This window comes from Microbacterium sp. JZ31 (assembly GCF_016805985.1).
Taxonomy (GTDB): domain Bacteria; phylum Actinomycetota; class Actinomycetes; order Actinomycetales; family Microbacteriaceae; genus Microbacterium.
In genome coordinates, this window is record NZ_CP017661.1 from 688494 (window position 1) to 713585 (window position 25092).

Consider the following 25092-nt stretch of genomic DNA (forward strand, 5'->3'; position numbering starts at 1 on the left):
CGGATCGCGAGGCCCCGTCCTGAGGACGCGGGATCTCCTGAGAACCGGGCGTGGTCAGCCCGCCGGTCGCCCGCCCTGCGAGGCGCCGGCTGCGCTCACGCGTCGATGTGGCGGTCGAGGAACGCGAACACGGCCGTCTCGTCCACCCCGGGGAACTGGCCGCGCGGAAGCGGAGCGAAGATGTGCGTGTGCACGCGGGCGCTCGGCCAGGCCCGGCCCTTCCAGCGTGATGCCTGCGCGTCGGGGGCGCGCCGGCAGCAGCTCTCGTCGGGGCAGGTCGAGACCTCGCGGTTCTGGGTCTCGCGGCCGCGCCACCACTTCGCGTCGTCGAAGCGCACGCCCACCGTGATCGAGAAGCCGCCGCGATCGCTCGCGCCGGTCTGCGTCGAGCACCAGAACGTGCCGGTCGGGGTGTCGGTGTACTGGTAGTGCTCGGTCGTGCGGTTCTGCTGATCGAACGCGTCGCGCGCGGCGAACTTGCGGCACACGATCTGGCCCTCGACGGATCCGGTCACGTCCTCGGGCAGCGGCAGCCCGTCGTTCTCGTACACGCGCTCGATCTGCCCCGCCTCGCCCACGCGCAGGAAGTGCAGCGGCATGCCGAGGTGCTCGGTCATCAGGTTCGTCATGCGCATGGCGGCGGCCTCATGCGTGACGCCGAACGCGTCGCGGAAGTCCTCGACCGCGAGATTGCGGTCCTTCTTCGCCTGCTGCAGGAACGCCACCGAGTTCGCCTGCGGCATCAGGCAGCACGCGGCGTAGTAGTTGATCTCGAGGCGCTGCTGCAGGAAGTCGGCGTAGGACGTCGGCGGCTTGTGGCCGAGCAGGCGGTGCGCCATCGCCTGCAGCGCCATGGAGCGCAGGCCATGGCCGCCGGGGATCGATGCCGGCGGCAGGTAGATCCGGCCGTTCTCGAGGTCCGTGATCGAGCGCGTCGACGGCGGCAGGTCGTCGACGTAGATGAGCGAGAAGCCGAGCTGCTCGGCCATGATGCTCACCGTGCGGTGCGTGAGCGCGCCCTGAGTGTGCCCCGCCGCGCGCAGCTGCTTCTCGGCGAGCTGTTCGAGCTCGGGCAGGTAGTTGTGGCTGGCGCGCATGCGCAGGCGCAGCTCGGTGTTGGCGCGGCGCGCCTCCTCGGGCGTCGCGATCGCCTCGCTCTCCCTGCGCTGCAGCTCGCGGTGCAGGCCGAGGACGGACTCGATCGTCTCGTCGGAGAGCGTCTTCGTGACGCGGATGGGCGCGATCCCGAGACTGCGGAACACCGAGCTGGACTGCGCCTTCTCGAGCTCGATCTCGAGCGCGGCACGGCGGTTCGGCGGCTCGCCCGAGATCAGGTCGGTGACGGCCGTGTCGGTCGCCGCCGCGATCGCCTGCAGCAGCGACAGCTTCGGCTCGCGCTTGCCGTTCTCGATCAGGCTGAGCTGGCTGCCGGCCACGCCGACCGCCGCGCCGAGCTCGTCGAGCGTGAAGCCCTGCTGCAGCCGATAGTGCCGGATGCGGTGGCCGAGCGTCTTGAGCTCGATGCCCGTCTTCTGGTCGTCCCGGGGCGTCATTCCTTCATCGTATCTAAAGAATCAGCATTCTTTTGGTCCAGGTCGGGTGAAAACGGAGCGCCGGGAGAGTGATCCTGGTTAAGCCCCCCGCAACTCTCCCCTCGAGGGAAAGACGGATAGGAATCTGAGCATGGCCATCATCGAGAGCCCGACTGCCCGCGCGACCAGCCCCCTCGGGGACCACGGCGCCCAGCCGGCGATCGAGGGACCCGGCATGGCCGCCCTCGTGGCGTGGGTCGAGGAGATCGCGGCGCTGACGAAGCCGGATCGCATCCACTGGGTCGACGGATCCGCCGAGGAGCACGAGGCCCTGCTGGCACAGATGGTCGCGGACGGCACGCTCATCAAGCTCGACGAGGCGAAGCGTCCCGGCTCCTACCTCGCGCGCTCGGACGAGGGCGACGTCGCCCGCCTCGAGTCGCGCACCTTCATCTGCTCGGACAAGCAGGAGGACGCCGGCCCGACGAACAACTGGGCCGAGCCGGCCGAGATGCGCGCCACCCTGCGGCCGCTGTTCGAGGGATCCATGCGGGGACGCACGATGTTCGTCGTGCCGTTCTCGATGGGCAAGGTCGGCGGTCCGATCTCGCAGCTCGGCGTGCAGCTCACCGACAGCCCCTACGCCGTCGCGTCGATCGAAATCATGACGCGCGTCGGCCTCGAGGTCACGAAGCTCATCGCGCAGGGCACGCCCTGGGTCCGCACGGTCCACTCGGTGGGATCGCCGCTGCACCACGGCGATGACGACGTCGCCTGGCCGAGCAACGACGAGAAGTACATCGTGCACTTCCCGGACACGCTCGAGGTCTGGTCGTTCGGCTCGGGATACGGCGGCAACGCGATCCTGGCGAAGAAGTGCTACGCGCTGCGCATCGCGTCGGTGATCGGCCGTGACCAGGGCTGGATGGCCGAGCACATGCTGCTCATCCGGGTGATCGACCCGCAGGGCAGGGCGTACCACGTGGCGGCGGCGTTCCCGTCCGCCTGCGGCAAGACCAACCTCGCGATGCTGCGCCCGACGATCCCCGGCTGGAAGGTCGAGACGCTCGGCGACGACATCACGTGGATCCGTCCCGGCGCGGACGGCCGCCTCTACGCCATCAATCCCGAGGCCGGGTTCTTCGGCGTCGCGCCCGGCACTGGCGAGTCGACGAACGTCACGGCCGTCGAGACGCTGTGGGGCAACGTCCTGTTCACGAACGTCGCGCTCACGGACGACGGCGACGTGTGGTGGGAGGGGCTGACGGACGAGGCGCCCGCGCACCTGATCGACTGGCGCGGCGAGGACTGGACGCCCGACGCCGGCCGCCCCGCCGCGCACCCCAACTCGCGCTTCACCGTCTCGGCCGCCCAGGCGCCGTCGATCGCGGACGACTGGGAGGAGGCCGTACCGCTCGACGTGATCCTGTTCGGCGGACGCCGCGCATCGAACGTGCCCCTCGTGGTCGAGGCGTTCGACTGGGAGCACGGTGTGTTCCTGGGCTCGAACATCTCGTCCGAGCGCACCGCCGCGGCCGAGGGCAGGGTCGGCGAGCTGCGACGCGACCCGTTCGCCATGATGCCGTTCTGCGGCTACAACATGGCCGACTACTTCGCCCACTGGCTCGAGATGGGCGGCCTCGCCTCCGAGCTGCCGAAGGTGTACCAGGTCAACTGGTTCCGCCGCGGCGCGGACGGTCGCTTCCTGTGGCCCGGCTTCGGCGACAACTCCCGCGTGATCGACTGGATCGTCCGCCGCCTGCAGGGCGAGGCGGAGGCCGTCGAGACGCCGATCGGCCTCGTGCCCGCTCCGGGATCCCTGAACCTCTCCGGGCTCGACGTCCCGCAGCAGGATCTCGACGAGCTGTTCGCGATCGACGCCGACGCATGGCTCGAGGAAGCCGATCTGACCGAGGAGTTCTACGCCCTCTTCGGGGAGCGGACGCCGGTGCAGCTGCGGGAGCAGCTGGGCGCACTCCGCACCCGCCTCCAGGCTGCGAAGGGCTGACCGCACACGGTCCTTCGCCGCGAACGATCCGGACCCGGCGCCGCACACGCCCCGGATCAGACGCACCACAAACGGCCCGCCCCTCTTCCGATCCGGGGGCGGGCCGTTTTCCTTCTGACGTCTGGCAGGGTGATCAGGTGGCAAACTCGCCGTCCGGGGAATCCGTCGCGGAACGCATCGTGCGGGTGCTCGAGACGTTCGATGCCGATCGCTCGGTGCAGACCGTGTCGCAGATCGCGCGCCGCGCGGAGCTGCCCGTCTCGACCGCGCACCGCCTCGTGACCGAGCTCGTCGCGACCGGACTGCTCGACCGCGACGGCGACGGGCGGCTGCACCTCGGGATGCACCTGTGGGAGGTCGCCCAGCGCGGGTCCCGCGCGCTGCGGCTGCGCCAGGTCGCGCTGCCGCACATGGAGCGCGTGCAGGCGCGCGTGGGCGAGCACACGCAGCTCGCCGTCCTCGAGCAGGGGGAGGCGCTGTTCCTCGAGCGCCTGTCCGATCCGGATGCCGTCTCCAACATCACGCGCATCGCCGGGCGCCTGCCGCTGCACGCGTCGTCGTCCGGGCTCGTCCTGCTCGCCTTCGCCGAAGAGGCCGTCCAGGAGCGTGTGCTGTCGGCGCCCCTCGAGGCGGTGTCGGCGGCGACCGTGACGGATCCGGACGACCTGCGCGCCATGCTCGCGCGGATCCGCCGGGAGGGGATCGTCGTCGCCCACGGTTTCGTCGAGCCGGTGTCGACCGGCATCGCCGTCCCGATCCGCCAGCGCGGCCGCGTGATCGCGGCGCTGTCGGTGATCCTGCCGCGCGATGCCCCGAGCGCGGGCGCCGCCGACGAGCTGCGCCGCGCCGCCGCGGCGATCGCGCGCGGGCTCGACGCACCGGTCGGCTGAGCTTCCCGTTCAACGGGCAACCGCTGGTGCGCGCTCCGAGCCCCAGCGAGACTCGGGAGGGACCCGGCAGCGGTGCCGGGTGAGCCGTCGAAGGAGATGACATGACCGAACGCACCGCCGTCGCGATCGTGGGAGCGGGGCCCGCCGGCCTGCTGCTGTCGCACCTGCTGGATCGGGCGGGCATCGCGTCGATCGTGATCGAGTCGCGCTCGCGCGAGGAGGTCGAGACGACGATCCGCGCCGGGATCCTCGAGCAGGGCACCGTGGAGATCCTGCGGGAGACGGGCGCCTCCGACCGTGTGACGACGACCGGCAGCCGGCATGACGGCATCGAGCTGCGGTTCGAGGGTGAGGGGCACCGCATCGACTTCGCGGCCTCGGTCGGGCGCGGCGTGTGGCTCTACCCGCAGCACGAGGTCCTCAAGGACCTGATCGCGGCACGGACCGCGGCCGGTCAGGATCTGCGGTTCGGCGTGCGCGCGGTGGCGGTGGAGGACGCCGAGACCGAACGGCCGCGCGTGATCGCGACGGGCCCGGACGGCGAGCGGATCGAGATCGAGGCGGACGTCGTCGTCGGATCGGACGGATCGCGCGGCGTGACGCGCGAGACCGTGACCGGATCGCACGGCGGCTTCTACCGCGAGTACCCGTTCGCGTGGTTCGGAGTGCTGTGCGAGGCACCGCCGTCGGCGGAGGAGCTGATCTACAGCAACTCGCCGGACGGCTTCGCGCTGATCAGCCAGCGCAGCGCCACCGTGCAGCGGATGTACTTCCAGTGCGACCCGGATGAGGACCCGGAGCGGTTCTCGGAGCGCGAGCTGTGGGACATCCTGCAGGCGCGCGTGCCCGGCACGACGCTCAACGAGGGGCCGATCTTCCAGCGCGACGTGCTGCGGTTCCGCAGCTTCGTCGCGCACCGGCTGCGCCGGGGCCGGGTCGTGCTCGTCGGCGACGCCGCGCACACCGTGCCGCCCACCGGCGCGAAGGGCATGAACCTCGCGGTCGCCGACGTCGTGCTGCTCGCCGACGCGCTCCGCGCCCTCCTGCACGAGCGGGACGAGCGGCTGCTCGACGCCTACCCCGAGCGCGCGCTCGCGCGGATCTGGAAGGCGCAGCACTTCTCGTGGTGGATGACGAGCATGCTGCACGTCGCGCCCGACGCGAGCGACTTCGATCGCCGGCGTCAGGTCGGGGAGCTCCGCTCTGTGGTCGAGTCGGAGCACGGCCGGGCGTACCTCGCCGAGGCCTACACCGGCTGGCCGCTCGCGCGCTGAGCCGGCCGTGCTGGGTCGACCGCGGCGCTCGAGCGCCGAGTCAGCCCGCGCGGCGCTCGCGCGCCCGGCCGACGGCGGCGGCCGCGAGCCCGAGCAGCACGGCTCCCGTCATGCCGGCGGTGACCGGGATGGCGGTGTCGTCGCCCCACAGCCCGCCGAAGGGCGACGCGACCGCGCCGAGCGAGAACTGGAACAGCCCGAGCGTGGCCGAGCCGGCGCCCGCCGCGAACGCCGCGCGGCCGAGCGTGAGAGCGGAGGCGTCCGACATCGTGCCCGCGCACCCCGCCGCGAACACGCACACGAGCGGCACCCAGGTCGCCAGCCCGAGGGCATCGGTCAGCGCCAGCACCAGCAGCGCGCCCGCGGCAGCCAGCGACACCAGCTGCGCGATCCGCAGCGCGCCGGCGGCTCCCCGCCACCGCACCACCCTGGCGTTCCACCATGCCCCGAGCACGAACGAGACGGATCCCGCGGCGAACGTCAGCGAGTACACGAGCGCGGACGCGCCGAAGACGTTCTGCACGACGAACGACGACGATCCGATGTACAGGATCAGCGCCCCGTACCCGAGGGCGAACGCCAGCGCATAGCCCACGAACGCGCCGTCGCGCACCAGCCTCCACAGGCTGCCGACGAGCGCGCCCACGCGGGCGGGATGGCGGCGCTCGGGCGGCAGCGACTCGGGGATCGCGAGCAGCGTCACGACGAGCATCGCGACGGAGACGACCGCGAGGCCGGCGAGCGCCGCGCGCCATCCGCCCCACGAGCTCAGGAGCGCGCCGAGCGGGCTGCCGACGACGGGGCCGATCCCCATGGTCGCGATCAGGATGCTGATGCCGCGCGCCGCCCGCTCACCCGTCGCGAGATCGGCGACGATCGCCCGCGCGAGCGCCGCGCCCGCCGCACCGCTGAGGCCCTGCACGAGCCGCAGCGCCACGACCCACTCGAGCGTCGGCGCCGCGGCGGCCGCGAAGCCCGAGATCGCGAACACGGAGAACGCCGCCAGCAGCGTGCGACGCCGTCCGAGCGCGTCCGAGATCGTGCCGATGCCGAACTGCCCGACGGCCGATCCGATCAGGTAGGCCGTGAGCGTGAGCTGCACGGCCGCCGCCGTCGCGCCGAAGTCCTCCTGGATCGAGGGGAACGCGGGCAGGTACAGGTCGGTCGACAGCGCGCCGGCCATGCCGACGAAGCCCAGCGCGGCGAGGCGGCCGCGGGTGAGCTCGTCGCGGGCGCCCGTCGCCGCCTCAGCCGACGCGCGCCTCATCCGGCCGGAACCCGCGCTTGGCGAGCTGGATCTGCTCGTACACGTGGTGCCGCAGCTCGGTGAAGCGCGGCAGCGCGCGCGTCTCGAGCTGGTCGCGCTGATCCGGCAGGTCGATCACGAGGTCCTCCTGCACCACCGTGGGGGAGGAGGACAGGATGATCACGCGCGATCCGAGGTAGACGGACTCGTCGATGTCGTGCGTGACGAACAGCACCGTGACGCCGAGGCGCTCGCGGATCGATCGCACCAGGTCCTCGAGGTCCGCGCGCGTCTGCGCGTCGACGGCCGCGAACGGCTCGTCCATCAGCAGCACCTCCGGCTGGTAGGCGATCGCCCGCGCGATCGCGACGCGCTGCTGCATGCCGCCCGACAGCTGCCACGGGTAGGACTTCGGAACGTGCGCGAGTCCCACGCTCTCGAGCGCCTCGGCCACGAGCTCGGCGCGCCTGGCCTTCGGGACGCCGGCGTTCTTCAGCGGCAGCTCGACGTTGTCGGCGACGCGCAGCCAGGGGAACAGCGAGCGGCCGTACTCCTGGAACACGACGGCCATCTTCTTCGGCGGGCCCGTGACGCGCTTGCCGTCCAGCAGCACCTCGCCGCTGGTGGGCTCGAGCAGGCCCGCGATGCACTTCAGCAGCGTGGTCTTGCCCGACCCGGAGGGGCCGACCAGGCACGTGAGCTCGTTGCGTCCGAGGTCGAACGTCAGGTCGCGCACCGCCTCGATGTCGCCGCCGTCGGTGCGGTAGACCTTCTTCAGCCCGCGCACCGAGAGCAGCGTCTGCTCGGGGGAAGGGTGCGGCCGTGGCCGACGGCGGCCGAGGCGGCGGTGTTCTCAGGAGGCATTCTGGAGATCCTTCAGTCCGTGGTACCAGCGCAGGATGCGGCGTTCGACGAGCTTGAACAGCAGCGAGACCGCGAAGCCGAGCAGCCCCAGCAGCAGGATGCCGCTCCACATCTGCGGAACCGCGAAGCTGCGCTGCAGCTGGATGATCGAGAAGCCGAGGCCCGAGGACGCGTAGAGCATCTCGCTGATGACCATCAGGATGATGCCGATCGGCAGGCTCTGCCGCACGCCCGCCAGGATCTGCGGCGCCGCGGAGGGGAGGACCTGATAGCGCACGCGGCTCAGCCCGTGGATGCCGTACGAGCGGCTCGTCTCGGTCTGCACCTCGTCGGCCGCGCGCACGCCCTCGATCGTGTTGAGGATCACGGGCCAGATCGCGCCGAACGCGATCACGGCGATCCGCATGTCGTCGCCGATCCCGATCACGAGCGCGAAGATCGGAATCAGCACGGGCGGCGGGATGGCGCGGAAGAACTCGAACACCGGCTCGGTGAACGCGCGCAGCCCGCGGTTCAGGCCCACGCCGAGCCCGATCAGCATGCCGAGCACGATCGCGATCGCCGTGCCGGCGACGAAGCGCCCGAGGCTCGGCAGCACGTCGGTGAAGAACCGGTCGCCGATCCAGACCTCGAAGAACTGGGTCACGAGCGGCACGGGCTTCGGCACGAAGATGCTCGTCGCTCCGAGCGACGCGATCCACCAGATCGCGATGAGGATCAGCGGCAGCCCGAGCGCGTAGGCGAGGGCGATCAGCGACCGGCGCATCAGGCGTCCCCTCGCACGGACTGGTGCCACGCCAGCAGGCGGCGCTCCGCCGCGCGCACGCCGAGGTTGATCACGACGCCGAGCAGCCCGGTCAGCAGCACCAGCGCGTAGGTCGAGGCGTACAGGCCGGCGTCCTTCGCGAGTCCCGCCTGCTTGCCCACGCCCGGCGTGCCGATCACGAGCTCGGCCGTGACCGCGAGGATGAGCGCGACGGCCGCGGCGAGGCGGATGCCGGTGAGCAGATACGGGAGCATCGTCGGGAACACCACGTCGCGCACGCGCTGCCACCACGTGAAGCCGTAGCTGCGTGCCGTGCTCATCGCGACCGCGTCGACGTCGGCGACGCCGTAGAGCACCTGGATGAAGATCTGCCAGAACGCGCCGTACGTGATGATCAGCAGGCTCTGCTGCAGCGGCACGGCGAACGCGAGCACGGCCAGCGGGATGAGCGCGACGGACGGGATGGGGCGCAGGAACTCGACCGTCGAGCGCGTGGCGCGCGACAGGAACGGAGAGAGCCCGATCACGACGCCCAGCGGCACGGCGAGCGCGAGCGCGAGGAGGATGCCGAGCGCCCACGACCCCAGCGTCTGGCCCACCGCGACCCAGGTGCCCGTCAGCCCGGCGTTCGCGCCGAACGTGACGAGCACCTCGGACGCCGGCGGCAGGTACGTCGGGTTGACGATGCCGGTGCGGGAGGCGAGCTCCCAGATCAGCAGGAACGTCAGGATGCCGGCGAGCCCGAGGAGCAGGCGACGGGGTCGGAACCGCCGCCGCCTGCGCCGGGCCTGCGCCACCGCGACCGTGCGCGTGATCGTGTCGTGGGGGGCGAGGGAGGTCATCGGGTGGGGCCTGGAGGTGTCGATCGAGGCGGTGCGGTCAGTCGAGGATGACCGTGTCGAGGTCGGGCGCGCTCTCGAGGAAGGCGAACTTCTGTGCGAGGTCGCTGAGGTCCGAGATGAGCTGCGGGTCGAGCTCGGCGTCCAGGCGCTCGAGGCGCAGGTTCGCGGCCGCGGCCTCGGGCATGCCCGTGAACTCGGCGATGGTCTGACCGAAGCCCTCGCGGTCGTCCGTGGCCGCGGCGAGCGTGTCGGCGACCGCGCCGCGCCAGGCCTCGACGAGCTCGGTGTCCTCGGCGACAGCGCCCGATGTGAAGGTCACCATGGTGGGCAGACCGGGGATCGCCTCCTGGTTCGGGTGGCCCACGACCGTGTACTTGTCGGGGTCGGCGACCGCCATCGACAGGAACGGCTCGGGGATCCAGACCGCGTCGACGTTCCCGCCGTCGAGCTGGGCGAGCGCATCCGGGAAGGCGACCTCGATGTACTCGACCGCGGCCGGGTCGCCGCCGTCCCGCTCGACGGCCTCGCCGATCGTCAGGTCGCCCTGCGTCTTGACGGCGTTGACGGACACCTTCTTGCCCTCGAGGTCGGCCCACGACTCGATGCCCTCGCCGGCGCGGGCGACGACCGCGTTGATGTCCTCGCCCTCGTCGAGGGAGAACGAGTAGCCCGATGCGATGCGGACGTCCACGCCCTGGCTGGCGGCGGTGAGCACCGACAGCGGGTTGCCGACACCGAAGTGGTACTGACCGGTCGAGACCGCGGGGAGCATCGCGGCGCCGCCCTGGGCCATCTGGACCGTGACGTCGAGGCCGTGCTCCTCGAAGATCCCCTCGTCGATGCCGTACTGCACCGCGGCCGCGGGCGCGATCGCGAGCAGACCGACCGTGATGGGCGTGAGCTCACCGCCGCCGCCGCCTTCGGCCGGGGCGGTCTCGGTCTCGGCGGGGCCGCTCGGGGAGCCGGAGCTGCACGCGGCGAGAGACAGGATGCCGACCGCGGTGAGCGCGACGGCGGAGAACAGGCGGGTACGGGTCATGGTGCTCAGTGACTCCTTCGTGACTGAGGCCGCCGGGTGCGGCTTGCTTCAGTGAACACGGAATCGTTGAGGGAGTCAATGGTTGCCAATCTCACCGAGCAGGTGCAGACTACCGATGAATATCATCCCGCATGATACTTTCGGGTTGCACGACGTCGTGCGCTCAGCCCTCACAAGGATGTGGAGACCGCAATGAAGCTCAGCAATCTCGCGCTGGCGGCGTCCGCCGCCCTGTCCGTGCTGCTCCTCGCGTCGTGCTCGTCGGGCACGACGGCGCCGGAGCAGGCGGGAGGCGGCGACGCCGACACGCAGGCCCCGGCCTATGAACTGCTGCCCCAGGAGATCAAGGACAAAGGCGTCATCACCGTCGCCGGTGACACGCACCCGCCGTACCGCACGATCGAGGAGGGCGGGAAGATCACCGGCATCGACCCCGACATCCAGGCGGCGCTGTCGGAACAGCTCGGCGTTCCGTTCGAGATCAGCACGTCCTCGGGCCTGGACGCCATGCTCTCGGGCATGCTCTCCGGTCGCTACGACGCCTTCAACGGGCCCGTCCGCACGTCCGAGGAGCGCGAGGCGGACTTCGACGCGGTCGTCTGGATGACGACGCGGACGTCATACGTCTATCTGGCGGAGCGCGCGGACGAACTCAGCGACCCCGAGTCGCTGTGCGGGGCGCGTGTCGCCGGCGTGACGGGATCGGTGACCGAGAGCCAGCTCGAACGCTACGCGGAGTGGTGCTCCCAGGAGGGACTCGAGGCGCCGGAGTTCGTCGGGCTCGAGGACACGAACTCCACGTATCTCGCGGTGAACTCCGACCGGGCGGACTACGCCGGCACCACGCAGACCGCGGCCAAGGATCTGCAGGTCGCCGAACCGGACACGTACGAGTACATCGTGCAGTCGGACGAGCAGGGGGCGGGCATCGACCAGCTGGCGATGTTCATGCCGAAGGACAACGAGCTCGCCCCGGCGATGCTCGCGGCGTTCCAGGGCATCTTCGACAACGGCGAGTACGAGCGGATCATGACGCAGTGGGAGCTCACCGACGTCATGGTCGAAGAGCCCGTCCTGAACCCGATGACCGCGGGATGAGCGCCGCGCTGCTGATGACCACCGTCCAGAACCCGCCCGCCACGGTCGACGTGGCCACCGCCCGCGCCCGCGTCCGCCCCGCGCGGATCGCAGGCGGAGCGATCCTGCTGCTCGTCGTGCTGGCCGTGCTGTGGTTCCTGATCACCAACGAGCGCTTCGAGTGGAACGTCGTCGCGGAGTACCTGTTCAACCCCGGCGTCCTCGTCGGCCTCGGCATGAGCCTCCTCCTCACCGCCGTCGGAATGGTGCTCGGCTCCGTGCTCGGCACCGTGCTTGCGGCCGGGCAGCTGTCCGACTTCTGGCCGGTCAGGGCCGCGAGCGTCGCGTTCGTCGGGGTCTTCCGCGGCATCCCCCCACTCGTCCAGCTCATCTTCTGGTTCAACCTCGCCTATCTGCTGCCGCGGATCTCGATCGGCGTGCCGTTCGGGCCCGAGCTGTTCAGCTGGTCGACGAACGACCTCATCACGCCCCTCACGGCGGCGATCATCGGACTCTCGCTGCATGAGGCGGCCTACATGGCGGAGATCATCCGCGCGGGCATGCTGTCGGTGGAGCAGGGTCAGCGAGACGCCGCCGCGGCCATGGGGCTCAGCCGCTGGCACACGTTCAGCCGCATCGTGCTGCCGCAGGCCATGCGCGTGATCATCCCTCCCACCGGCTCGCAGGTCATCGCGCTGCTGAAGGGCACGTCGCTCGTGAGCGTCATCGCGATGGGCGATCTCCTCCACGCCGTGCAGGTGATCTACAACCGCACCTACGAGGTCGTGCCGATGCTGATCGTGGCGGTGATCTGGTACCTGGTGGTCGTGACGGTCCTGACCGTCGTGCAGCGTCGGGTCGAGGACCACTTCGGCCGTGGAAGCACCCGTGTGGCCGCCCGCCGGCCCGCCCGCCGCGCAAAGGAGGCGCTGTCATGACCGGCGAGACGTCCGGACTGATCGTCACCCCCGAGGTGGTCGACGAGGTGCCCGTGCTGGAGGTCGCGAACATCGTGAAGCGATTCGGCGACACGACGGCCCTCGACGGCGCGAGCCTGAAGGTGTACGAGGGCGAGGTCGTCGCCATCCTGGGCCCCTCCGGATCCGGCAAGTCCACCCTGGTGCGCTGCGTCGACCAGCTCGAGGCGATCGACGGCGGCGCCATGTTCCTCGACGGCGAGCTGCTCGGCTACGAGCGGATCCGGGGACACCTGCGTCCCCTGACGGACGCCGGACGCAGGCGCCAGCGTCGACGCATGAGCATGGTCTTCCAGCAGTTCAACCTCTTCCCGCACTGGACCGTGCTGCGCAACATCACCGAGGCGCCCATGACGGTGCACGGCATCCCGGAGCGCGAGGCGCGCGCCCGGGCGATGGAGCTGCTGGAGCGCGTGGGACTGTCGGACAAGGCGAACGCCTATCCGCGGCATCTCTCGGGCGGCCAGCAGCAGCGCGTCGCGATCGCGCGCGGCGTCGCCGTCGATCCGCGCATCCTGCTGTTCGACGAGCCGACGAGCGCCCTGGATCCCGAGCTGGTGGATGAGGTGCTGCAGACCATGAAGCAGCTCGCGTCGACGGGCCGGACCATGGTGGTGGTGACGCACGAGCTGGAGTTCGCGCGCAACGTCGCCGACCGGTGCGTCTTCATGGCCGACGGCAAGGTCATCGAGGATCGGCCCGCCGACGAGTTCTTCCGTGACCCGCGGTCCGCGCGGCTGCGTGCCTTCCTCGCCCGGTCGGGACGGTCGCCGGTCGAGGTCGAGGGATGACGCGGGTTCTGGCGACGGGAGATCTCGTCCTCGAGCGGTCCGACAGTGCGCCGCTGCTCGCGGCGGCCGTGCCCGTGCTGGCGCAGGCGGACGTGCTGATCGGTCAGCTCGAGGTGCCGCATACGCACGCGACGGTGTCGATGTCGACGGATGTGCCCGCGCTTCCCGCGCCGCCGAGCGCGCTGGACGGGGTCGCGGCCGCGGGGTTCGACGTGCTCACCCTCGCGGGGAACCACGTGTTCGACTTCGGCGGGGAGGGGATCGCCGACACCCGAGCCCACTGCCTTGCACGCGGCATCGCGGTGGTCGGCGCCGGAGCGAACCTCGAGGAGGCATGGCGGCCCGCCGTTCTCGAGCCGCACGGGCGCCGCATCGTCGTCCTGAGCGTGAACTGCGTGGGGCCGCGCGAGTCCTGGGCCGGCACGGACAAGCCGGGCTGCGCGTACGTCGAGGTGATGACGCACTACGAGCCGCGCGGCGCCAATCCCGGCGGACCGCCGCGGATCCACACGTTCGCCGAGCCGCGCAGTCTGCAGCGGATGGCCGATGAGATCGCACGGCACACAGCCGAGGACTCCTCCGTGATCGTCGCGCTCCACAAAGGCCTCGTCCATCAGCCCGTGGACATCGCGGCATACGAGCACGACGTCGCGCAGGCCGCGGTCGACGCCGGCGCAGCCGCCGTCATCGCGCACCATGCGCACATCCTGAAGGGCGTCGAGGTGTACCGCGGCCGTCCCATCTTCCACGGCCTCGGCAACTTCGCCACCGTGACCTCGGCGCTGTCGGGAGCGGACGACGACGTTCCGGAGCGGCGCGCGTGGGCGCGGGAACGCCGCAGGCTGTTCGGATTCGATCCCGACCCCGCCATGCCGCAGTATCCGTTCCATCCCGACAGCCGCAACACCGCGATCGCGATGCTCGACATCGACGACGCGGGAGGCGTGCGCGCCGGTCTCATCCCGTGCTGGATCGACGACGACGCACGGCCCGTCCCGCTGACGCGCTCCGAGGGCGGCGAGCGCATCGCGGGCTACATCCGCGACATCACTCGCGAGGCGGGTCTGACGACCGCGTTCGACTGGGACGACGACCGCCTCACCATCTGCCTCGAGGAGGGCATGAGATGACAACCGCACCGCTCGCGGGCAAGACCGTGATCGACCTGACCACCGCGCTGGCGGGGCCGTACGCGACGCTGCTGCTGGCGGGCCTCGGCGCGCGCGTCATCAAGGTGGAGAACCCCTCGCGCGGAGGGGATTCCTCCCGGAACAACTCGCCGTACGTCACCGCGGACGGTCTGAGTCTGCGCCGCACCTCGCCCGAGGACATGTCCGTGTCGATGATGCTGCGCGGCCGCGGCAAGGAGTCGATCACGCTCAACCTCAAGCACCCCGAGAGCCGTGAGGTCCTGTTCGACCTCATACGCGAGGCGGACATCGTGGTGGAGAACTACAGTGCGGGAGTGACCCGCCGTCTGGGAATCGACTACGCGTCCGTGCGCGGGCTGAACCAGAAGCTCGTCTACACCTCGATCAGCGGATTCGGCGCCACCGGCGACCACGGCGACCGCAAGGCGATGGACACGATCATCCAGGCGCTCAGCGGGGTCATGACCACCGCGGGCGAGCCGGGTGATCCGCCCGTGCGCTTCGGCCTTCCGGTCGGCGATCTCGTCGCTCCGCTGTTCGCCGTGATCGGGACACTCGCCGCGACCCTGCACGCCGAGCGGACCGGCGAGGGACAGCACGTGGACGTGTCGATGCTCGGCGCCTTGACGTCTCTCGTCGCGTGCGAGCCGTTCGACGCGCTCGAGTCCGTCGGCTTCCCGCTGCGGACCGGCGCATACGTGCCGCGCCTGGCGCCCTTCGGCACGTTCCGCGCCGTCGACGGATGGTTCGCCATCTGCGCGCCGACCGATCAGTTCGCGGCCGGCGTGCTGCGCGCGATCGGGCGCGAGGATCTGCTCGCGTCCTCCGACTTCGGCACCCGCGATGCCCGTGTGGCGAACGCCGACAGGCTCCACGCGCTGATCGCCGGGTGGGCGGCGGAGCGGGCGCTGAGCGAGGTGCTCGGCGAACTCGACAGGCACGGGGCACCCGCCGCTCCCGTGCGTTCGACCGCCGAGGCCGTGCGCGATCCGCAGGTGACCGCGCGTGCGGAGGTGGTTCCGCTCGTCCACCCCACGTTCGGGCGCTTCGACGGGCTGTACGGCGCCGGCCTGCCGGTGGTCTTCTCCGCGAGCGAGGTCGACCTCTCGCGCCCCGCGCCCAACCTGGGCGAGCACACCGAGACGGTGCTGCGCGCCGCGGGGTATGACGATCGGCGGATCGCGCAGCTGCGCAGGGATGGCGTGCTGTGACGGTGGGCGCACCGGATCTCGGCGCACCGCGCATCGGCGTGGTCGGAGCCGATCTTCCGCGTCAGCTGGTCCTCGCAGCGGGCGCGACGCCGGTGCGGATCCTCGGATCGTGGTCGGGGCCGGTCTCCGACGAGGCGGCACAGCTGCCCGGTGCGGTCGACGCGGTGGCCGCCCGCATCCTCGATGCCCTGCTCCGGGGCGCACACGACGATCTGGCCGGGCTTGTCGTCTGCAACGATTCGACAGCTCATCTGCGGGTCTTCTACGTGCTGCGGATCCTCGCCGAGCGCGGGCGGGTGCGCTACCCGGTGCATCTGCTGGACGCCCCTCGCGGCGGCGGCGCGCCGCGCGACCGTTTCGTCGCGCGCCAGTACCAGCGCCTGGCCGCGTTCTGCACCTCGCTCACCGGAGCCGCCCCCGACGCCGCCGGCCTTCGCGATGCGGCCGAGAGGGAACTCCGCCTGGGCGAGGCACTGCAGCGCCTCCGCCGCCGGCGCCGGTCCGGGCGGTGCTCCGGCCCGACGGCGCTGGCCGCGTATCGGGCGGCCGCGACGCTTCCTCCCGGTGAAGCGGTGGCGATCGTGGACGCGGCCGACCATCCCGCGCGGGGAAGACCCGTGTTCGTCACCGGCAGTGCGCATCCGGATGAGACGGCGTACGAGGCGATCGAGACGGTGGGGCTCACCGTGGTCGGCGAGGACCACGACACCGGCGACAGCGCATGGATCGGCGATGCCGTGGCGGCCGACGATCTCGAGGCGGCGACCCGGCTGCTGGCAGGCCGGCACGCCGGCCGCGCGCCGCTCGCCGCGCGCTCCCTCACGGCGGAGCGGATCGCGCACCTCGAGCGCGGTCTGGACGCGTCCGGCGCGACCGGCGTGATCGCGCTGGTGCGCGAGCTCGACGACGCTCCCGCATGGGATGCCGCGGCGCAGAGGCGGCTCGTCGAGGGGCGGGGGATGCCCTTCCAGGCGCGCGTCAGGGTGAGGCCCGGTGATATCGCCGGCGCAGCCCACGAGACGGCGACCGCGCTCGCGCAGGCGCTGGGGCGGGGAGAGCACGCATGAGCGAGCGGCTGGCGGCGGCCGTCGCCGCGACGCGGTACCAGAAGGACTGGTTCGCGCGGATGGCGGCCCGCGCCCGGGCCGGCGAGCAGATCGCGATCGTCAACGCGGATGTGCCCCACGAGATCCTGCGCGCGCTCGAGATCCCCTACGTGGTGACGCAGTGGTGGTCTTCCATCATCGCCGCCAAGCAGGTGGGACCGGCCGCGATGGAGCGGGTCGCGGCGCGGGGGCTGCCCGACTTCAGCCTGCAGTACGACGCGATGCCGCTCGGGGAGCAGGAGCTTCCCGAGCACATGCGGCCGTGGGGCGGGTTGCCGGCACCCGCCTTCGCGATCGCCGAACGCAGTGGCGACGTCACGCAGAAGATCTTCGAGCAGTGGGGCGAGCGCCCCGGCACGGAGACCTTCCTGCTGTCGCGGACCGCCGCCGACCCCGTCCCTCCGCGGTGGTGGGAGCTCGTCTCGCACGAGTGGGAGACGGCGTTCGGCTCCGATCGGCTCGATCTGCTCCAGGACGAGATCGAGGAGCTGACCTCGTGGCTCGAAGACCGGACAGGGCGACGGCTCGATCGGGGACGACTCGCGGAGATCATGCGCCTCGGCAACGAGCATGCGGAGTGGAACCGCCGCACGCGCGACCTCGTGGCAGCAGCCCGGCCGACGCCGGTCAGCGTGAACGACACGATGCCCGCGGTCATGGTGCCGCAGTGGCATCGCGGTACGCAGTGGGCTGTGGATGCGGCGCGCGCGCTCCACGACGAGGTGGCCGAGCGCGTGGCCCGCGGCCACGCCGTGTGCCCGGCGGAACGACGGCGCCTGATGTGGATCGGACGCGGCCTGTGGTCGGATCTGGCGATGTACCAGCGTTTCCAGGAGGAGTTCGGCGCCGTCTTCGTCTGGTCGATGTACCTCGCGATCGCCGCCGACGGGTACCGCCGATACGGGGAGGATCCCGTCCGAACGCTCGCCGCTCGTTTCGTGGGGATCACCGACCAGCTCTACGTGCCGCCGTGGTCATCCGACTGGTACCTCGCGGAGGCGCTCAGCCACGACGTCGACGGCGTCGTTCACCTCGTCGCGGATGACACCCCCGGGGGCGTGTTCATCACCGAGGCCCTCGAGGCCGCGGGAATCCCGGTGCTGGAGATCCGCGCGAACAACGCCGACGCGCGATCCACCGGGGCCGCGCGCATCCCCGAGCGCATCGCCGACTTCCTCCGCACCCGCGTGCCCGCCCGCAGCTGAGGGCGCGGATGGGCGTGTTCGAGCCGCTGCGGCAGCGCAGCTTCTCCCTGTACTTCGCCGGTCAGGTCGTCTCGAACGTGGGCACCTGGTTCCAGAACCTCGCGCTGCAGCTCGTCGTGCTCGCGGCCACCGGCAGCGCACAGACCCTCAGCGGCGTGACGATCGCGCAGTTCCTGCCCATCCTCGTGTTCGGCGTCCTGGCGGGCCGCCTCGCCGACCGTGTGCGCCCGCGCACGATCCTGCTGTTCACCTCGGGGCTCGCGGCGGCGACGACTGCCGTGCTCGCGCTCGTCGTCGCGGCGGCGGAGCCCGATATCCGCATCCTCTATGCGCTCGTCGCGGTACTGGGCACGGTGCAGGCGTTCGAGCGGATCGCCGGTCAGGCGATCATCTTCGAACTCGTCGGGCCGACGGCGCTCTCGCGCGCCGTGTCCATCAGCACCATCGCTCTCGCGGCGGCCCGCTCGATCGGTCCGGGACTGGCGGGAATCGCCTTCCAGCAGCTCGGGGCGCCGGCGTGCATGCTGCTGAACGCCGCTTCCTTCATCGCGGTGGGGGTCTCGCTGCTGCTGATCCGACCGGCGAGCCTGCACGAACGTGCTCGGCGATCGGAGAGCGCGCCGGTGCGCACGACCGACCTGCTGCGCCAGCGGGCTGTGTCGACGCTGCTGATCGCGAACGTCGTGATCGCCCTGTTCGCCATGAACTTCGGCCTGGTGCTCACGGCGACCGTCGACCTGTCCTACGGGGGCGATGCGACAGCGGTCGGTGCGGCGCACGCCCTCAACGCTGTCGGAGCGATCGTCGGCGGCGGCATCGCGGCGGCCCTGCCGCGCGTGGGCGTACGCTCCCTCATCCCGGCCGCCGCCGCCTTCGGGGGCGCGCTGCTGGTGAACGCCGCCGCGCCCACGCTCGCCCTGTTCCTGTGGGCGGGGCCGCTGCTCGGTCTCGCGATCGGCTACTACCAGGGCGTGTTGAACGCCGCCGCGCAGTCCGCCGTGGCGCCCGAGGCGATCGGTCGCCTGATGTCGCTCGTCACGCTCGGCAACTACGGCATGGTGCCGTTCGGCGCGCTGCTGATGGGCTGGGTGATCGACGCGTCGTCGGGAAGGGTGTCGTTGATGATCGGGGGCGTCGCGGCTCTCGCCTGCGCACTGCTCGTCGCCCTGAGGGCGCCGCGCCCCTGAGGGTCATTCCTCGGTCTTCGGCTCCGACGATGCGGCGCGCAGCCGGGCCCGCGCCAGCCGGGACGGGATGTGGCGCGGTCTGATCGCCGACTGCCGACGCGCGATCGCCACGGCCTCCGCCTCGTCGTCGCCGAAGTATCCGCCGGCGAGGGCGACCGCGCTGCGGTCGAGCGCGTCCGAGAGCGACCCGTGCAGCTCGGCGCCGATGATCGTGAACAGGCGCTCCTCGTGCGCGCGCAGCTCGGCGTGGCACTGTTCGAGCACGTTCCACCCCGCCTCGGTCAGACTCACGAGGCGGATCCGCCGGTTCGACGGGTGCGCGCCGCGCTCGACGAGTCCGGCGTCGATGAGCTCGTTGGAGACGGTGTGGGCGGCCTGCGCGCTCACGAAGGTCCGGCGGGACAGCTGCGCATTCGACAGCGGCAGCCCCTCGCCGAGCACCTGCAGCACGAAGAACTGCGACAGAGTCACGCCGTGGGCGAGCGCCGTGTTCTCGGCGAAGCGGTTCAGTGCTCGGGCGAGGCGGTACGCCGTGTAGTTGAGCCGAGCCGTCGCCGGTTCGCCTCGCGGATCCCGCGAAATCTCATCCACTTTGAGACTGTATCAAGCACCCGCGGTCACGGGTCGTCGCGTCATTTGACGGCGATTGTTCCGGTCGTCATGATCGATGTCATGCGCGACGACGATGTCCGAGATCCGGGGAGCCCCGACGCCGGCGTCGTCGCAGGGCTGTACTGGGGCGTCCGCGACAGCTTCGTCCGCTACGTCCTGATGAACCCGGACGGCGGGGTCTACGGCGATGACGGCGTCGAGACGGACGGGGACGCGACGTTCCGGTTCCCCCTGAGGCGCGCCTCGCATTCCGGTGGGCGGTGGCGGATCGAGTTCGGCGGCGAGCTGAGCTTCGTCGCGCACGCCGGGCTGCTTGCCGTGCGCATCTCGCGGCCTGTGGTGGAGATCGGACGCGACCAGGGCGCGCTGTCGGTCTCCTTCGGCGAAGAGCGCGCGATCATCGCGCGCCTGGCCCCCGCCGAGGCTGCGCTCATCGACGGTGGCTGGGTGGTCTTCCCGCCGCTTCCCGCCGAGCTCACGGCGGCGGGTGTCGGGCTCTTCGGGGACGTCTATTCTGCAGGGGAACCGCTCGACCCGCTGCGCATCGCCCTGCCGGCCGACGTGCCCGGGGCGATCGGCGCGGCGCGCGCCGCGGGTGGCGCCGCGTGAGTGGCGCAGTCCGAGGCCGATCCAGCAGGATCGACGACATGGATTTCGACCAGCCCCACGCGCGCAGTCGCCGGCTGCCGCGACCGCATTCCGGTGGTGGCCCGCAGCACCTGCTCATCACGCTGCTCGGCGACTACTGGTTCGCGCGCGAGGAGCTGCTTCCTTCGGCAGCCCTCGTCGAGCTGCTGGGCGAGTTCGGAGCGAACGAGAACGCGTCCCGGCAGGGCATGCGGCGGCTGACCCAACGCGGACTGCTCGAGCAGGGGAAGCAGGGCCGCACGACGTCGTACGGCATCCCGCGCGGGATCGTCGCCAATCAGCGCCTGCGGCTCGCGCGCGCCCTGACGTTCGGTGCCGACTTCGCGGACTGGGACGGCCGGTGGACGGTGGTGTCGTTCTCGATCCCGGAGTCGGATCGCGACGTTCGACGAGTGCTCCGCAACGGCCTGCGCAACATGGCGTTCGGTGATCTGCAGGATGGCGTGTGGATCACTCCGCATGATCGCGAGGATGAGGCCGTGGCGCTGCTGGACGAGCTCGCCGTCGGGGAGGGGCATGTCATGCATGCCGCGTGGCATCTGCGCGCGGGCGACCCCGCGGCGATCCAGCGTGCCTTCGGGCTCGATGAGCTCGCGGCGAGCTACGAAGCGTTCATCGAGGAGTACGAGCCGCTGCGCGCGTGGGTGGGTGGCACCGTCGAGCCGCGTGAGGCGCTCGTGCGGCGCACCAAGCTCACGAACGACTGGCTCGCGTTCCGGCTCGAGGATCCCGAGCTCCCGGCCGAACTGCTGCCCGGGGAATGGCCGCGCCCACGGGCCCGTGAGCTGTTCCTCGAACTGTACGACAGTCTCGGGCCGGCGGCCGCACGGCACGTGCGACAGGTCATCGCGCGCTACGACGAGCCGCTGTCGCGCATCGCGAGCCACAACGCGATCCCCCGGTTCGGGGATGCCCTCACTCCGGAGCTGGCGCGCGCGGCGGATGAAGACCGTCGTCGCGGGCTGCGGCGTCCCTGATCCTCGCATGTCGAAGGCGCTCTCGATGGGTGATTCGCGTGCGCAAAAGGTTGACACGAGTTGTGACGCGCGGAAGGCTGGACGTCAGCAATCATCCCGATCACCTCTCGACAATGGAGTCACGATATGAGGCGAACCCTTTCCACTCTCGCGATCATCGCCGCGACCGGCGTCGCGCTCGCCGGCTGCGCGTCCGATGAGCCCGCCGCCGAGGGCGGCGACACCGGAGACGCCGCCCTCGACGAGCTGGTCTCCGCGGCTCAGGAGGAGGGGTCGCTGATCTTCTATCTCACGCCGCCCGAGGACACCGCGCGTGAGCTCGCCGACGCCTTCGCCGAGAAGTACGGGGTCGAGGCGGAGTTCGTGCGCATGACGGGCGGCGAGCTCGCAGCCCGTTACAGCGCGGAGGTCGAGGCGGGGGCGCCCGCGGCGGACCTCGTCATGCCGAGCTACGACGCGTTCGTCGATCAGGGCCTCGACGAGGGCTGGCTCATCGGGATGGACGAGGCGGACATCCCCGGCTATGAGGATTACCCGGCGGACGGCGTGCTCGCCGACGGTGCGGTGCCCGTCGTGCAGTTCGCGCCGAGTGGACTGTCCTGGAACACGGATGCCCTGGGAGACCTGCCCGTTCCGGACTCGTTCGACGACCTCGCCGATCCGGCATACAAGGACAAGCTGCTGCTGACAGACCCGTCCTCGTCGCAGGCGTACATCCAGTTCTGGAGCATGGTCGCAGACGCCTACGGCATGGAGACCGTCGAGGCGATCGCCGACAACGCGGTGCGACTGTACAACTCGGTCGTGCCGATGACCGAGGCGCTCGCCGCGGGTGAGGGCGCGGTCACCGGCCCGAACGTGGGTCAGGTCGTCGCGGGTGCGGCGGCGAGCGGCGCCCCCGTTGAGTTCGCCGTGCCGGACGTCACGAACGGCCCGGAGATCGTCATGTCCATCTCCGCCGACGCCCAGAGTCCGAACGCCGCGCGCCTGTTCGCGCACTTCGTGCTCTCCGAGGAGGGGCAGGACATCCTCAATGCGGCGCCAGGGAACATCTCGGCCTACAGCTTCGATGAGATGCCCGCCGAGTATGTGCGCGTGGACCGCGACGCCGCCCTGGAGAACGAGCAGGCGATCCTCGACGCCTTCGGTCTCTGAGCGCGACAAGGGGCGGGCGGATCGTGATCCGCCCGCCCCTTGTCGCGCGTCCCGCCGCCGTCGTCGACCCGCGATCCTCCCCGTCGACGGACGGTGGTCACCGCATGCGAGGACGGCTGCCTCTTCCCCGGCCCCGCCTCACGCTCGCACGAAGTCGAGGGGCACCGAGCGTGTGCCCCACTCGGCCCAGATCGCCATCTCGGGCTCACCGGCCAGCGTCCACTCGCTCGTCCTCGCCAGCGCCTCCTCGAGGGTGATCCGCATCATCATGCGCGCGAGCGGGGCGCCGGGGCAGCTGTGCGTGCCGCGGCCGAAGGCGATGTGCTTGCCGATGTTGGGCCGGTTCAGGATGAACCTCTCGCCGTCGGGGAACACCCGCTCGTCGCGGTTGGCCGACGTGTACACGAGCGCGATGGGATCGTCCTCCCGGATGCGCTGCCCACCGAGCACCACGTCACGCCTCGCCGTGCGGGCCATGCCGCGGTACGGCGAATACAGCCGCAGCATCTCCTCCACAGCGGCGGGGATGAGGGTCGGGTCGGCACGCAGTGTGCGCTGGAGCTCCGGGTCGCGGCTGAGGTGCACGAACATGTTGCCGGTGAACACGCTCGGGGCGACCATGCCGGTCACGATGAGCTGGCGCACGCAGCCGAGGATCATGGCGGCGGGCAGCGGCTCGCCGTCGTGACGTGCGGCGAGCAGTCCGGCGGTGAGGTCCTCCTCAGGGTCGTAGTCACCGGCGACGCGCTCGTCGATGATGCCCTGTGCGATCGCGTACAGCTCACCGCTGAGTGACTTGACCGTCTCGTGGTCGAGCACCTGGATGGCGTCGACGTACGTGCCGCTCACCTGCTTGATCAGCTCCGAGGTCGCCACGTCCAGATTGAAGAACTCGGCGAAGACGAACGCGGGGAAGCGATGGGCGTACTGCTTGCAGACGTCGATCGCGCGCTCCTCGAGCAGCGGCGCCAGAAGGGAGACGGCGGCGTCTCGGACGTGCGGCTCGAGGGCGCGCATGCGCGGCGGCGTGAAGAATCGATTGATCACCCTGCGGTACTCGGTATGCTCCGGCGGATCCAGATGGAGCGGGGGACGCACACCGGTGAACGCGAACTTCGGAATGGCATTCTGCTTGCGGGTCGTGAAGTTCTCGATGTCGGTGATCACCGAGAGCACCTCGTCGTATCCGATCGCCGCCCAGAAGCCCTCGTACTCCTGGCTGCGTGCGATGCCGCCGTGGCGCGCGCGCAGCCGGTGGAACTCCTCGTGCGCGCTCGTGAAGGTCTCACCGGGTCGCACCGGATCGAAGTCGTCCGCGTCTCGGCGGCCGATCGTCGGAGCCGCGCTCATGCGGGCTCCCCGTCCGCGATCGGAAGCACGCGCACGCGAGCGGCGGCCACGGAGACGGTGATGTCGTCCCCCTCGACATGGTCTGCGGCACCCAGTGTGGTGACGCGGATGCGCTGATCGGTGCCACCGAGGCGGACGACAGTTTCGGTCGTCGCGCCGAGGAACAGCACGCGCTCGACGATGCCGCCCCAGGCGTTGCCCTCACCCGCGGTCCCGAGCCGGCAGTACTCCGGGCGGAAGCTCGCGACGACCTCGTCGCCCGGTCCGATTCCCTCGGCGGCGGCGACGCCGACAGCCTCGCCCGCCGGCGTGTCGAGCACGAGCGCGCCACCGTCGACCGCCCGCACCGTCGCGGGGATCTCGTTCGTGGTGCCGATGAAGTTCGCCACGTAGCGGCTCGTCGGCTCGGAGTAGATCCGGGCCGGAGCGTCGAGCTGGCGCACCTTGCCGCCGCCCATGACGGCCACGCGGTGGGCGAGTTCCATCGCCTCGTGCTGGTCATGCGTGACATAGATGGCGGCGAACCCCAGCGAGCGCTGCATGTCGAGCAGTTCGCGTCGCAGGGACTCCCGGACCTTCGCGTCGACGTTCGAGAGCGGCTCGTCGAAGAGCACGAGGTCGCCGCCGTCGACGAGCGCGCGTGCCAGGGCGACGCGCTGCTGCTGCCCGCCCGACATCTGCCCGGGGTACTGCCCGCCGAGCTCGCCGATGCCGACGAGTCGCATCACGTCGTGCACCTTCTCCGCGACCTCGCTCTTCGATAGGCGCCGGCCGCGGCTGCGCAGGGGGTAGGCGATGTTGTCGAACACGGTCAGGTGCGGCCACAGTGCGTACGACTGGAAGATCATGCTCAGATGCCGCTTCTCCGGCGGGAGCTCGATGCGGCGGGCGGCGTCGAAGACCCTGCCGCCGTGGATGTCGATCGTCCCCTCGTCCGCGCGCTCGAGACCGGCGATCGTGCGCAGCAACGTCGTCTTGCCGCACCCGGAGGGCCCGAGCAGCACGACGAACTCGCCCGGCAGCACGTCCAGGGAGACGCCGTCGATCGCGTTCGCGACGGATCCGTCTGCTCGGCGAAATCGCTTGGCGACGCCACGCAAGCTCACGACGGGCGCGACCTCGCCGGGGTGCGTGGAGCCGGAGAGGTCGGCCGGCGCCGTCGTCGTGTGGGTGTTCAGTGACAT

At 71.0% G+C, this 25092-nt stretch carries 23 protein-coding genes; 14 read left to right on the forward strand and 9 right to left on the reverse strand.

Features of this window, described 5'->3' with window-relative positions; all coding sequences use genetic code 11:
* Positions 1-95: 95 nt before the first annotated feature.
* The gene (locus tag BJP60_RS03370) at positions 96-1553 is read right to left on the reverse strand and encodes an XRE family transcriptional regulator (RefSeq protein ID WP_203137569.1); all 1458 of its coding nucleotides are present in this window, start codon (positions 1551-1553) and stop codon (positions 96-98) included.
* Between the two features lie 130 nt (positions 1554-1683).
* On the opposite strand from BJP60_RS03370, the gene BJP60_RS03375 reads away from it, so the two are divergent.
* From BJP60_RS03375 to BJP60_RS03385, 3 genes are all read left to right on the forward strand, one after another.
* The gene (locus BJP60_RS03375) at positions 1684-3540 is read left to right on the forward strand and encodes a phosphoenolpyruvate carboxykinase (GTP) (protein WP_203137570.1); all 1857 of its coding nucleotides are present in this window, start codon (positions 1684-1686) and stop codon (positions 3538-3540) included.
* Between the two features lie 137 nt (positions 3541-3677).
* Positions 3678-4430: an IclR family transcriptional regulator gene (locus BJP60_RS03380; protein WP_203137571.1), complete on the forward strand. Its 753-nt coding sequence runs from the start codon at positions 3678-3680 to the stop codon at positions 4428-4430.
* Between the two features lie 101 nt (positions 4431-4531).
* Positions 4532-5704, forward strand: a complete 1173-nt coding sequence (locus BJP60_RS03385) for a 4-hydroxybenzoate 3-monooxygenase (RefSeq protein ID WP_203137572.1) — start codon at positions 4532-4534, stop codon at positions 5702-5704.
* A gap of 40 nt (positions 5705-5744) precedes the next feature.
* On the opposite strand, the gene BJP60_RS03390 is transcribed toward BJP60_RS03385, so the two are convergent.
* From BJP60_RS03390 to BJP60_RS03410, 5 genes are all read right to left on the reverse strand, one after another.
* A complete protein-coding gene (locus BJP60_RS03390) occupies positions 5745-6971 on the reverse strand; it encodes a Bcr/CflA family efflux MFS transporter (RefSeq protein ID WP_203137573.1) in 1227 nt (408 codons plus the stop codon).
* Positions 6952-7737 (reverse strand): ABC transporter ATP-binding protein, encoded by a 786-nt coding sequence (locus BJP60_RS03395; RefSeq protein WP_442923394.1) that lies wholly within the window; start codon positions 7735-7737, stop codon positions 6952-6954. Before BJP60_RS03395 ends, BJP60_RS03390 begins: the two co-directional genes overlap by 20 nt.
* Before the next feature lie 66 nt (positions 7738-7803).
* Positions 7804-8580 carry an ABC transporter permease gene (locus BJP60_RS03400; RefSeq protein ID WP_203137575.1) on the reverse strand — a complete coding sequence of 259 codons (777 nt, stop codon included), beginning with the start codon at positions 8578-8580 and terminating at the stop codon, positions 7804-7806.
* Positions 8580-9422, reverse strand: coding sequence for an ABC transporter permease (locus BJP60_RS03405; RefSeq protein ID WP_203137577.1), 843 nt, complete (start codon positions 9420-9422; stop codon positions 8580-8582). The genes BJP60_RS03400 and BJP60_RS03405 overlap by 1 nt, the downstream gene beginning before the upstream one ends.
* Before the next feature lie 37 nt (positions 9423-9459).
* Entirely contained in the window at positions 9460-10461 is a 1002-nt protein-coding gene (locus BJP60_RS03410; protein WP_203137578.1) for an ABC transporter substrate-binding protein, read from the reverse strand.
* 192 nt (positions 10462-10653) lie between these two features.
* Here BJP60_RS03410 and BJP60_RS03415 point away from each other — a divergent pair, with 192 nt between their 5' ends.
* From BJP60_RS03415 to BJP60_RS03450, 8 genes are read left to right on the forward strand one after another with little or no spacing between them, the layout of a single operon-like run.
* Positions 10654-11559, forward strand: a complete 906-nt coding sequence (locus tag BJP60_RS03415) for a transporter substrate-binding domain-containing protein (protein WP_203137579.1) — start codon at positions 10654-10656, stop codon at positions 11557-11559.
* On the forward strand, positions 11556-12476 hold the full coding sequence (locus BJP60_RS03420) for an amino acid ABC transporter permease (protein WP_238439536.1): 921 nt from the start codon (positions 11556-11558) through the stop codon (positions 12474-12476). The genes BJP60_RS03415 and BJP60_RS03420 overlap by 4 nt, the downstream gene beginning before the upstream one ends.
* Positions 12473-13306 (forward strand): amino acid ABC transporter ATP-binding protein, encoded by an 834-nt coding sequence (locus BJP60_RS03425; RefSeq protein ID WP_203137580.1) that lies wholly within the window; start codon positions 12473-12475, stop codon positions 13304-13306. Before BJP60_RS03420 ends, BJP60_RS03425 begins: the two co-directional genes overlap by 4 nt.
* Positions 13303-14436 carry a CapA family protein gene (locus BJP60_RS03430; protein WP_203137581.1) on the forward strand — a complete coding sequence of 378 codons (1134 nt, stop codon included), beginning with the start codon at positions 13303-13305 and terminating at the stop codon, positions 14434-14436. Before BJP60_RS03425 ends, BJP60_RS03430 begins: the two co-directional genes overlap by 4 nt.
* Entirely contained in the window at positions 14433-15668 is a 1236-nt protein-coding gene (locus BJP60_RS03435; protein WP_203137582.1) for a CaiB/BaiF CoA transferase family protein, read from the forward strand. The genes BJP60_RS03430 and BJP60_RS03435 overlap by 4 nt, the downstream gene beginning before the upstream one ends.
* Positions 15665-16735 (forward strand): 2-hydroxyacyl-CoA dehydratase family protein, encoded by a 1071-nt coding sequence (locus BJP60_RS03440; protein WP_203137583.1) that lies wholly within the window; start codon positions 15665-15667, stop codon positions 16733-16735. The genes BJP60_RS03435 and BJP60_RS03440 overlap by 4 nt, the downstream gene beginning before the upstream one ends.
* Positions 16732-17979: a 2-hydroxyacyl-CoA dehydratase family protein gene (locus BJP60_RS03445; RefSeq protein WP_203137584.1), complete on the forward strand. Its 1248-nt coding sequence runs from the start codon at positions 16732-16734 to the stop codon at positions 17977-17979. The genes BJP60_RS03440 and BJP60_RS03445 overlap by 4 nt, the downstream gene beginning before the upstream one ends.
* Before the next feature lie 8 nt (positions 17980-17987).
* Positions 17988-19166, forward strand: coding sequence for an MFS transporter (locus BJP60_RS03450; protein WP_203137585.1), 1179 nt, complete (start codon positions 17988-17990; stop codon positions 19164-19166).
* A 3-nt stretch (positions 19167-19169) separates the two neighbouring features.
* On the opposite strand, the gene BJP60_RS03455 is transcribed toward BJP60_RS03450, so the two are convergent.
* Entirely contained in the window at positions 19170-19757 is a 588-nt protein-coding gene (locus BJP60_RS03455) for a MarR family winged helix-turn-helix transcriptional regulator (protein WP_203137586.1), read from the reverse strand.
* Between the two features lie 81 nt (positions 19758-19838).
* Here BJP60_RS03455 and BJP60_RS03460 point away from each other — a divergent pair, with 81 nt between their 5' ends.
* From BJP60_RS03460 to BJP60_RS03470, 3 genes are all read left to right on the forward strand, one after another.
* Positions 19839-20387, forward strand: coding sequence for an HtaA domain-containing protein (locus tag BJP60_RS03460; RefSeq protein WP_203137587.1), 549 nt, complete (start codon positions 19839-19841; stop codon positions 20385-20387).
* A 38-nt stretch (positions 20388-20425) separates the two neighbouring features.
* Positions 20426-21403, forward strand: coding sequence for a PaaX family transcriptional regulator (locus BJP60_RS03465; protein ID WP_203137589.1), 978 nt, complete (start codon positions 20426-20428; stop codon positions 21401-21403).
* A 126-nt stretch (positions 21404-21529) separates the two neighbouring features.
* Positions 21530-22558: an ABC transporter substrate-binding protein gene (locus tag BJP60_RS03470; protein ID WP_203137591.1), complete on the forward strand. Its 1029-nt coding sequence runs from the start codon at positions 21530-21532 to the stop codon at positions 22556-22558.
* Between the two features lie 138 nt (positions 22559-22696).
* Here BJP60_RS03470 and BJP60_RS03475 read toward each other — a convergent pair whose 3' ends face one another.
* Together BJP60_RS03475 and BJP60_RS03480 are read right to left on the reverse strand one after the other, a co-directional pair.
* Entirely contained in the window at positions 22697-23908 is a 1212-nt protein-coding gene (locus BJP60_RS03475) for a cytochrome P450 (RefSeq protein ID WP_203137592.1), read from the reverse strand.
* A complete protein-coding gene (locus BJP60_RS03480) occupies positions 23905-25092 on the reverse strand; it encodes an ABC transporter ATP-binding protein (RefSeq protein WP_203137594.1) in 1188 nt (395 codons plus the stop codon). The genes BJP60_RS03475 and BJP60_RS03480 overlap by 4 nt, the downstream gene beginning before the upstream one ends.